This is a genomic window from Kitasatospora sp. NPDC101157 (assembly GCF_044768255.1).
In the GTDB taxonomy this organism is placed as follows: domain Bacteria; phylum Actinomycetota; class Actinomycetes; order Streptomycetales; family Streptomycetaceae; genus Kitasatospora.
In genome coordinates this window covers 1-13781 of record NZ_JBIWPL010000026.1, presented here as the reverse complement: position 1 = coordinate 13781, position 13781 = coordinate 1, and the positions used below count along the sequence as shown (strand labels likewise).

The following is a 13781-nucleotide window of genomic DNA, read 5'->3' as shown; positions in this document are numbered from 1 at the left end:
GGCGCCCATGGGTGGGTTCGGGCTCCCCGGCCGCGGGCCCCCCCCCCCGGGGGGGGGGCCCGGGGGCGGGGGGGCCGGGGGCCCCCCCGCCCGTTCCGGCTACCGGCCGCTCAGCGCCTCGTCCCGCAGGACGGGCAGAACGCGGCCCCCTCCGGTACGTCCTTGTGGCACTGCCCGCACTGGACCGGCTGCGCCAGCCTGAACCCGCAGCCCGGGCAGAACGGTGTGCCGTGGGTCTCGGTCCGGCACTGCGGGCACACCAGTTGGGTCGGCGTGCGGACGTCGAACTCCGCCCCGGCCTGCCGGCCGACCTGGTACGCCCGGTCCGTCACCATGTCGTTGAGGCCGCGCCGCTGGGCCGCCGCCGCCTCGGCCGCGGTGTCGGGGGCGCAGGTGAAGCACAGGCCCTGCTCCGGGGTGAAGCAGCGGCCGCAGACGTAATGGGTGCACCGGGCGCAGCGGTTGAAGTGCGACTGGGCGTTGGCGATCGCGCGCTGGAAGGCGGCGTCCCGCGAGGTGCCCCAGGTCTGGCCGGCCAGGCCGTCCGCGGCGTTGCTGATGGTGTTGGCGTTGCCGCCGATGAGGTTCCAGGCCGCGTTGACGCCCTTGCCTATCCAGCCCGCCACCTGACCGGTGGTGAAGCGCTCGAAGGGCGAGCGCCAGGTGTCGGAGCAGCGGTAGCAGGAGAACTCGAACTGGAAGCCCGCACCCGTGCCGTACTTCTCGCACAGATCGCGGTAGTTGTCGCTGAAGTAGATCTCGGAACTCACGTCGTCCCCGGTTGCTGAAGTGGCCTGTCGGCAGTCGCTCCCAGGGACGACAGAAGCCTCCGAACGGTTCCGCCAAGAAGTTCCGACACGCTCTTCCCAACTCCGCGGCCCTGCCGGAACGCCGCCCGCCGTGCCCTGCGACGGGCGGATTCCCGGCAGGTGGGGTGCCCGGGGAGGCCGTCCGGCTCAGCCGCTCCTGCGCCGTGACCGCTGGCGCCGCCACAGCGCGATCGGCACCACGCCGGCCAGGGCGAGCGCGGCCGGGGCCGGGGGTGCCTGTTCCGGCAGGGCGCCCGCGGCCCGCGAGGGCACCTTGTCGAAGGTGTCCGGGACGGGCAGGGTGGACCAGTCGGAGATCGGCCACGCGACCACGAAGGCCCGGCCGACCACGTCGTCGACCGGCACGAAGCCGTCCCCGGTGAGGTTGTGGTGCGGGCGGGAGTCCCGCGAGTTGTTGCGATGGTCGCCCATCACCCACAGCTTGCCCTTGGGCACGGTGACGGTGCCGACCGGGTCGTTGTCACAGGGTGTCGCCCCGGGGAACAGGTACGGCTCGTCCAGGGCGACGCCGTTCACCTTCACCGGGCTGCCCGCGTTGCACTCGACGGTGTCCCCGCCGACCGCGATCACCCGCTTGATCAGGTCCTTCTCGTCCGCCGAGGGCATCAGGCCGACGGTGCTCAGCACCTTCTGCACGCTGCCCATGATGCCGTCGTCCTTCGGCGCCGTGTCCTCCAGCCAGCCGCCCGGATCGTGGAAGACCACCACCTCGCCGCGTTCGGGCTCCGCGCCGAACCACGGGGTGAGCTTGTCGACCAGCACCCGGTCGCCGACCTGCAGGGTGTTCTCCATCGACCCGGAGGGGATCGAGAAGGCCTGCACGAAGAAGGTCTTGATGCCGAGCGAGAGCAGCAGGGCGATCACCAGCAGGATCGGCAGCTCCTGCCAGAACGGGCGCTTCTTGCGCGCGGGCTTGGCACCGGCGCCGGGGGTCTCCTCCGGCTTCTGCTCCTGTCCGGCCGCCGGCTGGTCACCCCCCGTCCCGGTCCCGCCCGGTCCGGTCGCCGGCCTCTCCTCGGTTCCGCCGCTCTCCCCGGACTCCGTACTCTGCTGCACACTCATCTGATCGGCCCCTCCCGACGGCCCGGCGGGAGCCCGAAGCGGGGACTCCCTGACAGGGAACGAACCTACCGAACAGAGGTTCCCGGGCGCGCCCTGACGTGGATGCGCTCGCCCTGCGGGCCGAACAGGCTGAGGAACTCCACCGGCTGCGAACCGGCGTTGCCGAAGGCGTGCGGGGTCCGGGTGTCGAACTCGGCCGCCTCACCGGACGTCAGCTCCAGGTCGTGCGGGCCGAGCACCAGCCGCAGCCGCCCGGAGAGCACGTACAGCCACTCGTAGCCCTCGTGGACCTTCAGTTCCAGCTCCGGTCCGGCGTTCCGGCCGGGCGGCACGATGTGCTTGTACGCGTGCAGACCGCCGAGGTGGCGGGTGAGCGGGACGATGGTCTGGCCGTTCCTGGTCACCGGGCGCGGGTGGATGCGGGGGTCGCCGGTGGCCGGGGCGCCGACCAGTTCGTCCAGCGGCACCCGGTACTCCCGGGCCAGCGGCAGCAGCAGTTCCAGGGTGGGCTTGCGCTGCCCGGACTCCAGCCGGGACAGGGTGCTGAGCGAAATGCCGGTCGCGGCCGCCAGTTTGGCGAGCGTGGTGCCGCGCTCCCGGCGCAGGGCCCGCAACCGGGGGCCCACCGTGGTGAGGACGTTCTCGAACTCTTCGTCGGCCATGCCTGCTATTCGCCGGGACGGCAAGGGTGTTTGTCAATCCGGCACACCGGTGACGTCGGTCCGGGGAGCTGTGGAGCACGCGACGGGGCCCGGTGGCGATCCGCCGATCGCCACCGGGCCCCGTCCTCCGCGTGCCCGCTTTCCGGACTTCCAGTCACCGGCCCGGGCCGACCGGTGTCACACCGGCTCCGGGCGCTACCGGTACTCGCGCAGCCGGGGCCGCACCCCCACCGCGGTGAGCCCCAGCGCGGCCGCCAGCAGTGCCCCGGCCAGGGCCGCCGTGCCGCCGTCGAGGTCGCCGTCGGCCGCCGAGACCGCCGTGTCCATCGCCGTCCGGTTGATCGTGATGGTGTCCTCCATCGCCGCGCTCAACTGGCCGAACTGGTAGTTGGACTGCCCCTCGGCGAGCCCGGTGTTGAGCGTGATCGCCTCCTTGAGCTTCCCCGCGTCGTGCAGGTCCCGCATCCGGCGGTCGATCACCTGGTACTCCTGGAAGGCGCCCAGGACCCGCTCGGCGGCCTCCTGTTCGCCGGGGAAGGTGATGTTGCGCAGCTCGTTGCCCAGGAACCCGCCGAAGGGGACGACGGAACCGTCCGCCCGATGCCGGTCGAGGGCGTCCTGCAGCTGGGAGCCGTAGCTGCCCGTGGTCGCGCCGTCGAGGTGGACCACGGCCTGGCTCCGGTCCAGGTAGGCCTGCTCCCACACGGCCGCGCGACCCGGGTCGATCAGGTAGCGGCTCTCGTCGGCGTTCATGTCGTACGCGACGGCGCGGGCCCGGCTGAGCGCGATCACCGAGTCGTAGGCGTTGCTCTTGGCCGTCACCAGGTGGTCCTCGGTGCGGCCCACCAGGTGCAGCCCGGCCACCAGCACCACTCCGGTCAGCAGGGTGACGACCGCCAGCACGGGGTTGACCACCCGGCGGTAGCGCACGGCCAGCACCCGCTGGAGCCCGGACAGCGCCGCGAGGGCGAGCAGGCCGACGGCGAGCAGCCACCACCAGCCGTCGTCCAGCGCGTCGCGCTGCTGGCCGTAGACCCGGTCGACGGTGGCCTCGTTGGCGGCCGTGACCTGGTCGGCGGCGGGCAGCAGTTGGTTGCGCAGCAGGTCGGAGGCCTGTCGGTAGGCGTCCAGGGCTGCGGGCGAGGGCCGGCTGGCCGGAGCTCCGGCCTGTTCCTCCAGCAGCTGGGCGCGGGCCACCAGGGCCTCGTAGCTGCCGAGCCGGCCGAGCACCAGTTGGACGGCGCGCTGCCCGGCCGGGTCGTCGGCGGAGGACTGGGCGGCCTGCTGGAGGTCGTCGTCCGCCTGGTCGCGGCGCTGCTCGTAGGTGTCCAGGGTCTGCTTGCGCAGCGCGGTGTAGTCCTGGTCGTCGCCGACCAGCAGCAGGTTGGCGGCCTGGGCGTCCATGTCGCTGAGCGCGAAGTAGAGGTCGGCGGCGCGGGTGGCCTGCGGGGCGGCCCGGTGGCCGATGGTGTCGGTGCCGTCGCGGGCGCCGCCGAGGACGGCGGTGGCGGTGGCACCGAGGCCGACCAGAGCGGCCAGGCTCAGCGCGGTGAGGCCGCGCACCAGGCGCGGAGTGGTCCAGTGGGCGCGGCTGGTGACCGTCCGGAGGTCCCGGCCTGGGCGCCGGGCCCGGGAGTTGGCCGGAACCCGCGGCCCCGCTGCCGGCCCGGAGCCGTCGTCCCCTTCCGCGGCCCCGTCCTCCGAGGCGGCCGGGCTTGCAGAACCGGCCGGGCTTGCAGAACCGGCCGGGCTTGCGGAGCCTGCCGAAGTGGCCGAGGCTCCCGAGGTTTCCGATCCGCCCGCTGTCGAGGTGGTCATGACGACACGTCCCTTTCCCCCGTCGCACGGTCTGCCGGGCCCCTGGGTGGGGCGCGGACGCAGAACCGTTTCTCTCCGCCGCGCGACGCTAGTGCCCACCACCTGCGGCCGGACCCTCCTCGACGCCTCCTTGACGCCTCCTTGACGGCACCGACCACGCTCCTTGACGCTTCCTTAGCGCCGGTCGGAGGGGTGCGCGTACATACCCTCGTCCCCGCGGCGGCGTCAACCCGCCTTCCCCGCCGGAACGTTCGTCCAGCTGGAGCGATTACGGACCGGCGCCGCCACCACTACGCTACGTCGCATGACTTCTTCGGAGACGGCCCCCGGGCGGGGCACGGCGGTGGTGATCGGCGGCGGGCTGGCCGGCGTGGTGGCGGCGTGGGCGCTGCGGGGCTTCGCCGAGCGGATCCTCGTGGTGGAGCGGGACCGCTACCCGGACGAGCCGGTGTTCCGGGCCGGGGTGCCGCAGGGACGGCACGCGCACCTGGTGCTGGAGGCCGGCCACCGGGCCCTGGAGGAGCTGATGCCCGGCATCAACGAGGAGTTGAGGGCCGCGGGCGCGCACCGGGTCTCCACTTCGGGCGACCTCAAGTGGCTCAGCTCGGCCGGGTGGATGATCGACTACCCCGCCCGGATGTCCTTCCTCTCCTGCACCCGACCGGTGCTGGACAAGCTCGTGCTGGACCGGGTCCGCACCGAGCCGTCGATCGAGTTCCTGGAGGGCGCCGACGTGGTCGGCCTCCTCGGCTCGGTGCGGGCGGTGACCGGCGTGAAGGTCCGCGAGCGCGGCGGGGAACGGGGCTCGGAGCGAGGTGAAGTCCGGGACGTCCCGGCCGAATTGGTGATCGACGCCTCCGGCCGCTCGACCTCCGTGCCGAAGTGGCTCGCCGAACTGGGCTGCCGCCCGGTGCCCGAGGAGCGGGTTGACGCGGGCGTCGCCTACGCCTCCCGGCTGTTCCACCGGCCCTCCGGTGTCGATCTCGGCCACCAGGCGATCTACCTCCAGACCAAGGCCCCGGACAAGCCGCGGATGGGCGTGCTGCTGCCGGTGGAGGGCGACCGCTGGATCGTCAGCCTGGCCGGGATGCGCGGCGCCGAACCCGAGCCCGGTGAGGAGGGCTTCACCAAGCACCTGTCCCAACTGCGCGACCCGGGCCTCCAGGAGATGCTGCTCGGCGCCGAACCGGCGGGCGAGGTGCGCGGATTCCTGCCCGGCCCGGGCGTGCGGCGGCACTACGAGCGCAGTTCCCCCGCGGGCCTGGTGGCGGTCGGCGACGCCGCCAGCACCTTCAACCCGGTGTACGGCCAGGGCGTCACCGTCTCGCTGTTCTGCGCCCAGGTGCTGCGCCGTGCGGTCATGCGGCACGGCGGCGTCGGGTCCGACACGGCCCGGGACGCCCGGCGGGAGATCGCGGCGGTGTCCAGGAACGCGTGGATGATGTCCTGCGCCGAGGACGTCCGCTTCGCCGCCACCACCGGCGGCCCCACCGGAGCCCTGATCAAGCTCCAGCACCGCTACCTGGACAAGGTGCTGCACGGCGCGACCCGCAATGCCGAGGTCACGGCCGCCTTCCACGAGGTGCTGTCCCTGGTCGCGCCCCCGACCCGGCTGTTCCACCCGGCGGTGGTGGCCGCCGTCCTGCGCGCCTGACGGCCGTCCCGCACCTCCGGCACGGGGTGCCGCACCGGCCCGCCGCCGGTGCGGCACCCCGTACGGCCACGGCCCGCTCCGGGTGCGCCCGTTAATCCGGGTGCGCCCGTTCCGACCGGCCGCTACCCTGGCCGACATGTCTACGCCCCGAATTTCCTAGCTGACGGACCCGCTTCCACGCCACCCGTGTGTCCGTTAGCTGTTTCGGAGCGTTATCCCATGATCACCACCCGTGGTGTCGACGTGCGCGTCGGCGCCCGCCTGCTGCTGTCCGACGTCACCCTGCACATCGCCCCCGGCGACCGGATCGGCCTGGTCGGCCGCAACGGTGCCGGCAAGACCACTCTGCTCGCCACCCTCGCCGGGCAACTCCCGCCCGCCGCAGGCACGGTCACCCGGACCGGGCCGGTCGGCTACCTCCCGCAGGACTCCCGCGCCGCCGACCCGGCCGTCACCGTCACCGACCGCATCCTGTCCGCCCGCGGTCTGGACGCCGCCGTGCGCGCGCTGCGCGCCGCCGAGGAGGCGATGGCCCTGGCCGGCTCCCCGGCCGAGGAGCGGCGGGCCATGGACGCCTACGCGCGCGCCGACGCCAGGTTCCAGTCCCGCGGCGGCTACGCGGCCGAGGCCGAGGCCGCCCGGGTCGCGGCCGGGCTCGGGCTGCCCGCCCGGGTGATGGAATCCCCCGTCGGCACGCTGTCCGGCGGCCAGCGCCGCCGCGTCGAGCTGGCCCGCATCCTCTTCGCCGACCACGGCACCCTGCTGCTGGACGAGCCCACCAACCACCTGGACGCCGACTCGATCGCCTGGCTCCGCGGCTTCCTCGCCGCCCACCAGGGCGGACTGGTCCTGATCAGCCACGACCTCGGCCTGCTGGCGGACACGGTCAACCGGGTGTTCCACCTGGACCCGCAGCGTGCCGTGATCGACGTCCACAACACCGGCTGGCAGGCCTATCTGGCCCAACGCGCGGCCGACGAGCGCCGCCGCACCCGGGAGCGGGCCAACGCGGAGCGAAAGGCCGCCGCCCTGCACGCCCAGGCCGACCGGATGCGGTCCAACGTCGCCACCGCGACCACCGCCCGCAGCATGGCCCGCCGCGCCGACCGGATGCTCGCCGAGCTCGAACCCGTCCGGCAGGCCGAGCGCACCGCCCGCATCCGGCTGCCCGAGCCGGCGCCCTGCGGACGGATGCCGCTGGGCGCGGTCAGCCTCGCCAAGGCCTACGGCGGCCGGGCGGTGCTGAGCGGCCTGGACCTCGCGGTGGACCGCGGCAGCCGACTGGTCGTGCTCGGCCTCAACGGCGCCGGCAAGACCACCCTGCTGCGCGTCCTGGCCGGCCACGAGCAGCCGGACTCCGGCCGGGTCGTCCCCGGCACCGGCCTGCGGCTCGGCTACTTCGCCCAGGAGCACGACACCCTGGACCCGGCGCTCAGCGTCCGCGACAACCTCGCCCTGGCCGCACCCGACCTGACGGACGGCGAACTGCGGACCGTCCTCGGCGCGTTCCTGTTCCGCGGCGACGACGCCGACAAGCCCGCGGGCGTCCTCTCCGGCGGGGAGAAGACCAGGCTGGCCCTGGCCGCCCTGGTCCACTCCGGGGCCAACGTGCTGCTCCTGGACGAGCCGACCAACAACCTGGACCCGGCCTCCCGGGCGGAGGTCCTGGCCGCGGTCGGCACCTACCCCGGGGCGATCGTGATGGTCACCCACGACCCGGGCGCCATCGAGGCCCTGCGGCCCGACCGGGTCCTGCTCCTGCCGGACGGCGACGAGGACCTCTGGCACGACGAGTACCTGGACCTGGTCGCCCAGGCCTGACCTCCCGCCCGGCCCGCCGGCCTCCCCGGCGGGCCGGGCGGCAGGCGCCGGCGGGTGGCTAAGGCTTGCGCGCCTCGATCAGGAAGCGCGCCGAGTGGGCCACGAACGGCCCCTCGGCCCGGATCAGCGCGTCCAGCTCGCACAGCCGGTCCCGGTAGGCGTCGACGGTGAAGCCCGGGACCATCCAGACCACCTTCCGCAGGAAGTACACCACTGCGCCGATGTCGCGGAACTCCATCCGCAGCCGCTCCGAGCGCAGGTCCACCACCTCCAGCCCGGCCGCCCGGGCCTCCGCTGCCTCCACCTCGGGGCGGCGGCCCTCACGCGCCTCGGGCTGCGGCCCGAGGAAGTACTCGACCAGTTCGAACACGGAGGCCGGGCCGACGTGCTGGGCGAAGTACGCACCCCCGGGCCGCAGCACCCGGGCGATCTCGGACCAGAAGGCCCGCACCGGATGCCTGCTGCTGACGAGGTCGAAGGCCTCGTCGGCGAACGGCAGCGGCGGCTCGTCCGGGTCCGCGACCACCACCGCGCCCAGCGGGTTCAGCAGCCGGGTGGCCCTGGCCAGGTTGGGCGGCCAGGACTCGGTGGCCGCCAGCACGGGCGGGCGGGCACCCTGCCGCAGGGCGCCCGCGAGCACCTCGCCGCCGCCGGTCTGGATGTCCAGGGCCGCCGTCGCCGTACCCAGCCGTCCGGCCAGCAGCCGCTGGTAGCCCCAGGAGGGACGGTCCTCGGTGGCCCGGCCGTCCAGCCAGGAGAAGTCCCAGCCGTCCACGGACACGGACTCGGCCTCGGCGATCAGCTCTTCGAAGGTGCGCATGCGGGCATCATCGCCGCGGAGGCGCCGTGGTGCCAGTGGATCGGGGGCCGGTCCGGTGCCGCAGCACCGTGCCCACCCGCACCTCCAGGGCTCCGGCCGCGATCAGCCCGGTCACCGGCTCCGGTCCCCCGCCGTCCGCCTCGAAGGCGAGCAGCACGCCCGGTTCCTCGCCGCACCGCCGCTCGACCAACCGCCGCTCCCCGGGCGTCGGCTCGCGGAACACCGGGTCCTGGAAGGACGCCGGGCAGCGGACGAGGAGCGGGTCGCTGAGGACGAGCTCCAGGCCGTGGTGGTAGCAGAGGTCGTGACCGGCGGCCAGCCGCAGCTCGCCCGGACGCCAGGAGTACACGTCCCAGTCCCACCAGGACCCCTCCGGCAGCTCGATCACCGCGGCCACCGCGCGGCGCCGTCCGGGGCCTCCTCGATGCGCGGGTGGCGGACGGCCTCCACGCCGGTGTCGGCGAGCAGTTCGGCGATCAGGGCGGGCGGGCCGAAGACCTCGGTGGCGCTGAGGTCCCAGTTGGTCAGGACGAACCAGGAGCGGTCCGAAGGCCACCAGTGCGCGGGGAACTGACCGCCCCCCGGCCAGGCGTCGTGGTGGGCCACCGCCTCGTCGAGTCGGCCGCGGTGGGCCGTCACCGGCCGCAGCAGGTCCTCGATCGCGGCCGAGGCGAAGCGGCAGTCCGTCGCCGGCCCGTCCGCACTGTGCCGGGCCAGCACCTCCACCAGCCGGGCGAGGCAGTCGCGGTCCGGCTCCCCGATCCGCGGGAGCTCGACCTCGCCGACGAGGGCGACCGGGTCCCGGAACACCAGGTACGACAGGGTGGACGGCCAGTCGGCGAGGCGCAGCCCGGCTCCGGCCAGTGCCTCGGCCCAGCGCACCGGCCGCCCGTCCACCCGCAGGGTGTGCAGCACCCAGCAGCGGTCGGCGAAGCCCTGCCCCGGCCCCTTCGGCCCGTGCAGCTCGCGCGGCCCGCGCAGTTCGTGCGGCCCGTGCAGCTCGTGCGGCCCGGCCGGCCCGTGCGACTCGTGCGGCTCGTAACCGAGGACGGCCTCGCCCGACTCCAGCAGCGGACGCAGCCCGTCCAACAGGTCCTCGTCCGGTATCCGTTCCACGGCCCGCCCCTTTCCTCCGGTTCCGGAACCGCGGCCTCGAAAAACCGGTACTCCGTGTCGCTGCGTCCGGGCGAGGATAGCCGTCATGACGAACGAACGGAGCGGCGAGCCGCTCGGCCACGGCGTCGTCGCCAACGTCGCCCGGGAGACGGCGCACGGCGAGGGCGGCCTGGAGATCCGCCGGGGCCTCAAGCACTTCGCTCCCGGGGCCAAGCTGTGGATCGCCCCGCCGCGCTGGCACTACCGGGGGAACGCCGTGGTGGTCGGCCGCCACCGGGGCAACGGCCGCCGCTACGTCACGCTCGTCACCGAGCTCCGCTTCCTGGAGAACTTCCGCGCCCGCGCCGTCCACAGCCCCGCCCTGCTGCGAGCCCTGTCCCGCCCGTCGCCGGGCTTCGAGCAGCACGGCGGGCTCTGGACCTTGGAGGAGGCCGAGGCGTACGCCGAGTTCCACAACACCCACCGGCTGGAGATCCGGACCGACGGGCCCGACCCGGTCCCCGGGCTGGTGCCCGACCCGCCGCCGATGGAACTCGTGCACCAGGACACCACCTTCCACCTCGCCCACTTCAACGCCTATGTCGCCCGCTACTCCTCACAACCCCCACCCGCAGAGGTTCCGACGACATGACCCGATCCGCCCTCGGCCGCTTCTACGACGGCCTCGCCGACGACTACCACCTGTTCTACGCCGACTGGGACGCCTCGGTCGCCCGTCAGGGCGCCGCACTGGACGCCCTGGTCCGCGCGCGGCTGGGGCCGGGGCCGGCCGAGGTGCTGGACTGCGCCTGCGGCGTCGGCACCCAGGCGATCGGCCTGGCCGCGCTCGGGCACCCGGTCACCGGCACGGACCTCAGCCCGGTCGCCGCCGCCCGGGCCGCCGCCGAGGCCGCCGGACGCGGGCTGCGGCTGCCCACGGCGGCCGCCGACATGCGCCGACTCCCCTTCCCGGACGGGCGATTCGACGTCGTGGTGTGCGCCGACAACGCGCTGCCCCACCTGCTCACCGCCGAGGACGTCCGCGCCGCGCTGGGCGAGATGCGCCGGGTCCTGCGGCCGGGCGGTCTGCTGCTGGTCTCCACCCGGCCGTACGACCGGCTGCGCCGCGACCGTCCGGCCTCCACTCCGCCGCAGACCGCGGAGCGGGACGGCCGGCGGTCGGTCATCTTCCAGCTGTGGCACTGGCACGGGGACGGCGAGCGGTACGACCTGGAGCTGTTCCGGCTGCTGCCGGACGATGCCGGGCAGTGGCAGGTCGCGGTCCACCGCTCCAGCTACTGGGCACTGAGCCAGGCGCAGTTGAGCGCCTTCGCCGCCGAGGCTGGTCTCGCCGAGGCCGGCTGGGAGCAGCCCGCCGACACCGGTTTCTTCCAGCCGCTCCTGATCGCCCGGGCGCCCTGACCTGCCGTTGCTCCACCGTCCGGTTCCGCCGCCGGCCCCGCCGGCCTGCCTCCTCGGAGGTGGCGGGGCGTCTTCACGCCCGAGTCCCTCATCCCCGACCAGGACCGCCGGCTGTACGGCCTCCTCCGCTACCCCAAACACCACACCGTCCTCACCTCCTACCCAGGGCGCCGGCGACCACTGCGCTCCGATGGCGCCACAGCTGCGGAACACCGTGGTGCTCGACTGGCTGGAGCGCACCCTGGCCTGACGGCGCGGGGGTGACGGTGCGGGGCCCGACAGCGGGAGGGTGCAGGAGCGACCGTTCGGCGTCAGCGCCACGGCACCACTCCCAAGCCCTGGACGGGCCCGAGTCGCAGGGCTGCGGTGATACGGTCCCTGCCCGTGACAGAGCAGCTTCCGCTATTTCCGTACCACCCCGACCCGGTGAGTACCGGCGCCATCGTCCGGTCCGACGTGGAGTGTCGCTGCTGCGATCGGGCTCGCGGCTACATCTACACGGGCCCCGTCTACGCAGCCGAGAACCTCCGGAATCGGCTCTGCCCGTGGTGCATCGCGGATGGAAGTGCGGCCGGCCTCTTCGATGCCCAATTCACAGACGTGGTCGACGACGTCCCAAGGGATCGGCTGTTCGCGATCACGCAACGCACTCCAGGGTTCAGCGGGTGGCAGCAGGAGCGCTGGCTGATCCACTGCGGGGACGGCGCCGCCTTCCTCGGTTCCGCAGGAGCGGCCGACCTTGCTGCCTACCCGGACGCATCGGCATCACTGGGGCGGGAACTCGCCTCCTGGCCGAAGTCGCAGGCCGAGCAGTTCCTGAACGCGCTGACCAGGGACGGTCAGCCGACCGCCTACCTGTTCCTGTGCCGAGTCTGCGGCACTCACCTCGCGTACGCAGACGCTGCGTAGGCCGGTCACCGGGCAAGAGGAACGGCGCGAGCTGACCGGACGCCGGTGCCCGGCCCGCTCCGGAGGAGCAGGCCGGGCACAAGACGTGGACGGTCAGCCCTGGCTGTCGTCGTCCTCGGACAGCTTGCTCGGGTTGATCGACCAGATGCCGCGCCCGAAGGTGGCGGCGTACAGCCGCCCGTCGGGGCCGGTCTTCAGCTGCTGCACCGCGGTGGTGGGCAGGTTGCGGCCGAGGACGGAGAAGTTCTTCTCCCCGGGCGCGCGGTAGAAGGCGGCGAGGTCGGTGCCGAGGGCGAGACCGCCGTTCGGCAGGAGCTTGACCGAAGTCGCAGGGATGTCGGGCAGGTTGGTTGAGACATCGGTCCAGGTGGCGCCGCCGTCGTGGGTCTCGAAGAGGTGGCCGTTGCCCGCGCCGGGGCCCTCGGTCCAGGTCCGCGAGAAGCCGTTGATCGCGACGAAGACGTGCTTCGCGTCGTTCTGGTCCACCGCGAAGGAGGAGATGTACCGGTTGGGCACGGTGCCGTCGACGGGCAGGTTGAGCTGGTGCCAGCCGGTGCCGTCGGTGTTGCCGACCGCGATGCCGCGGGTGAAGCCCTGGTTGTTGCAGGGGCCGCACCAGCCCGCGTACACCGTGCCGTTGACAGTGGCCACGGCGGTGGCGACGTGCCCGGCGCCCAGGTCGTAGGCGGCCTGCCACTCGCTGCCGCTGCGGATCGCCCAGCCCTTGTGCTGGACCCAGATGTGCCGGCCTCCGGCCACCCAGGTGTTGGTGTCCTTGGGGTCGCTGGTCATCGGGGCGATGAACCGGGCGGCGCTGGTGTCCTTGTCCGGCGGGGCGACCTCGTAGGAGGTGGCCTTGCTCGGGTCCTTCGTCCAGCTCCCGTCGTTGACGGCGCAGTTCTGGGTGACCCACATGTCGAGGTAGACGTACTCCTCGGCGATGTTGCAGCCGTTGGCCGGGTCGACCATGGTGTCGCCGCCGTCGCCGCCGAAGTTGGAGCCCATCACCTTGTCGTGGGCGCGCAGGATGGACTCGCCGTTGTCCTGCAGGCCGCCGCTGACGATGACGCCCTTGCCGGACTTGTCGGCCGGGTCCTTGCCGACGCCGACCGAGTAGTACTGCAGGGTGTCCATGGTGCCGTCGTTGAGCGACGTCCAGTCCTTGCCGTGGCCCCAGGCGTCCAACTGTCCGTTGCCCGGGCGGCGGTAGATGCCGCCGTCGTTGCCGACGTAGACGTTCACCTTGCCCTGGTAGCTGCCGAAGGCGACGGCGTGCTGGTCGGAGTGGACGGTCGGCGAGCAGTCACCGGTCTGCTTGCTCGGGTCGATGCTCCAGCACGGGAAGCCGTTGTTCCAGTACGGTCCGACGGTCGCCCAGTTGGCACCGCCGTCGGTGGTCTCGAAGACCTCCTCCAGCCCGGCGTAGACATGGTCCGGGTTGGCCGGGTCGACCTGGAGGGACTGGTTGTACCAGGACTGGATGCCGGGCTGGTAGCCAGGGTCCTGAAGGGCGGAGCCGGACCCCTTCAGCTTGTCCTTGTCCGCGATCAGCGTCCACGGGCCGTACGGTGAGCCGGACTTGGAGACGTAGAGGCCCTTGAGGCCGGTGTCCGGGTTGTGCGCCATGACGTCGGGCGACTGGTCGATGGCGTAGTAGCGCGAGCCGTCGGCCGAGCGCGCGAAGGTCA

At 73.4% G+C, this 13781-nt stretch carries 12 protein-coding genes and 1 pseudogene; 5 read left to right on the top strand and 8 right to left on the bottom strand.

The window, feature by feature from the left end:
* Window positions 1–110: 110 nt before the first annotated feature.
* From ACIRVF_RS34670 to ACIRVF_RS34655, 4 genes are all read right to left on the bottom strand, one after another.
* On the bottom strand, window positions 111–770 hold the full coding sequence (locus ACIRVF_RS34670; protein ID WP_402827035.1) for a zinc ribbon domain-containing protein: 660 nt from the start codon (window positions 768–770) through the stop codon (window positions 111–113).
* A gap of 186 nt (window positions 771–956) precedes the next feature.
* Window positions 957–1892 carry a signal peptidase I gene (lepB, locus tag ACIRVF_RS34665; protein WP_402827032.1) on the bottom strand — a complete coding sequence of 312 codons (936 nt, stop codon included), beginning with the start codon at window positions 1890–1892 and terminating at the stop codon, window positions 957–959.
* Window positions 1893–1957: 65 nt separating this feature from the next.
* On the bottom strand, window positions 1958–2554 hold the full coding sequence (locus tag ACIRVF_RS34660; protein ID WP_402827029.1) for a helix-turn-helix domain-containing protein: 597 nt from the start codon (window positions 2552–2554) through the stop codon (window positions 1958–1960).
* 195 nt (window positions 2555–2749) lie between these two features.
* Complete coding sequence (locus ACIRVF_RS34655) at window positions 2750–4117, bottom strand: hypothetical protein (protein WP_402827026.1); 1368 nt, start codon at window positions 4115–4117, stop codon at window positions 2750–2752.
* Window positions 4118–4676: 559 nt separating this feature from the next.
* On the opposite strand from ACIRVF_RS34655, the gene ACIRVF_RS34650 reads away from it, so the two are divergent.
* Entirely contained in the window at window positions 4677–6026 is a 1350-nt protein-coding gene (locus ACIRVF_RS34650; RefSeq protein ID WP_402827023.1) for an FAD-binding monooxygenase, read from the top strand.
* A 219-nt stretch (window positions 6027–6245) separates the two neighbouring features.
* A complete protein-coding gene (locus tag ACIRVF_RS34645; protein WP_402827020.1) occupies window positions 6246–7847 on the top strand; it encodes an ABC-F family ATP-binding cassette domain-containing protein in 1602 nt (533 codons plus the stop codon).
* Window positions 7848–7905: 58 nt separating this feature from the next.
* Here ACIRVF_RS34645 and ACIRVF_RS34640 read toward each other — a convergent pair whose 3' ends face one another.
* From ACIRVF_RS34640 to ACIRVF_RS34630, 3 genes are read right to left on the bottom strand one after another with little or no spacing between them, the layout of a single operon-like run.
* The gene (locus tag ACIRVF_RS34640) at window positions 7906–8667 is read right to left on the bottom strand and encodes a class I SAM-dependent methyltransferase (protein ID WP_402827018.1); all 762 of its coding nucleotides are present in this window, start codon (window positions 8665–8667) and stop codon (window positions 7906–7908) included.
* A gap of 7 nt (window positions 8668–8674) precedes the next feature.
* Window positions 8675–9055, bottom strand: coding sequence for a hypothetical protein (locus ACIRVF_RS34635; protein ID WP_402827015.1), 381 nt, complete (start codon window positions 9053–9055; stop codon window positions 8675–8677).
* Window positions 9052–9783: a hypothetical protein gene (locus ACIRVF_RS34630; RefSeq protein ID WP_402827012.1), complete on the bottom strand. Its 732-nt coding sequence runs from the start codon at window positions 9781–9783 to the stop codon at window positions 9052–9054. The genes ACIRVF_RS34635 and ACIRVF_RS34630 overlap by 4 nt, the downstream gene beginning before the upstream one ends.
* Before the next feature lie 85 nt (window positions 9784–9868).
* Between ACIRVF_RS34630 and ACIRVF_RS34625 the strand changes: the two genes are divergently transcribed.
* The 3 genes from ACIRVF_RS34625 to ACIRVF_RS34615 all read left to right on the top strand — a co-directional run bounded on the left by ACIRVF_RS34625 (window position 9869) and on the right by ACIRVF_RS34615 (window position 12093).
* Entirely contained in the window at window positions 9869–10414 is a 546-nt protein-coding gene (locus tag ACIRVF_RS34625) for a hypothetical protein (RefSeq protein ID WP_402827009.1), read from the top strand.
* A complete protein-coding gene (locus tag ACIRVF_RS34620; protein ID WP_402827006.1) occupies window positions 10411–11184 on the top strand; it encodes a class I SAM-dependent methyltransferase in 774 nt (257 codons plus the stop codon). The genes ACIRVF_RS34625 and ACIRVF_RS34620 overlap by 4 nt, the downstream gene beginning before the upstream one ends.
* Window positions 11185–11568: 384 nt before the next feature.
* Window positions 11569–12093, top strand: a complete 525-nt coding sequence (locus ACIRVF_RS34615) for a CbrC family protein (RefSeq protein ID WP_402827003.1) — start codon at window positions 11569–11571, stop codon at window positions 12091–12093.
* A 93-nt stretch (window positions 12094–12186) separates the two neighbouring features.
* Here the strand turns inward: ACIRVF_RS34615 and ACIRVF_RS34610 are convergent.
* Window positions 12187–13781: pseudogene (locus tag ACIRVF_RS34610) on the bottom strand (glycosyl hydrolase); the annotation flags it as partial.

Excerpts from the sequence above, each read along its gene's own strand:
- lepB (WP_402827032.1), bottom strand. The coding sequence starts at position 1,892 with ATGAGTGTGCAGCAGAGTACGGAGTCCGGGGAGAGCGGCGGAACCGAG.
- ACIRVF_RS34660 (WP_402827029.1), bottom strand. The coding sequence starts at position 2,554 with ATGGCCGACGAAGAGTTCGAGAACGTCCTCACCACGGTGGGCCCCCGG.
- ACIRVF_RS34650 (WP_402827023.1), top strand. The coding sequence starts at position 4,677 with ATGACTTCTTCGGAGACGGCCCCCGGGCGGGGCACGGCGGTGGTGATC.
- ACIRVF_RS34645 (WP_402827020.1), top strand. The coding sequence starts at position 6,246 with ATGATCACCACCCGTGGTGTCGACGTGCGCGTCGGCGCCCGCCTGCTG.
- ACIRVF_RS34640 (WP_402827018.1), bottom strand. The coding sequence starts at position 8,667 with ATGCGCACCTTCGAAGAGCTGATCGCCGAGGCCGAGTCCGTGTCCGTG.
- ACIRVF_RS34625 (WP_402827009.1), top strand. The coding sequence starts at position 9,869 with ATGACGAACGAACGGAGCGGCGAGCCGCTCGGCCACGGCGTCGTCGCC.
- ACIRVF_RS34620 (WP_402827006.1), top strand. The coding sequence starts at position 10,411 with ATGACCCGATCCGCCCTCGGCCGCTTCTACGACGGCCTCGCCGACGAC.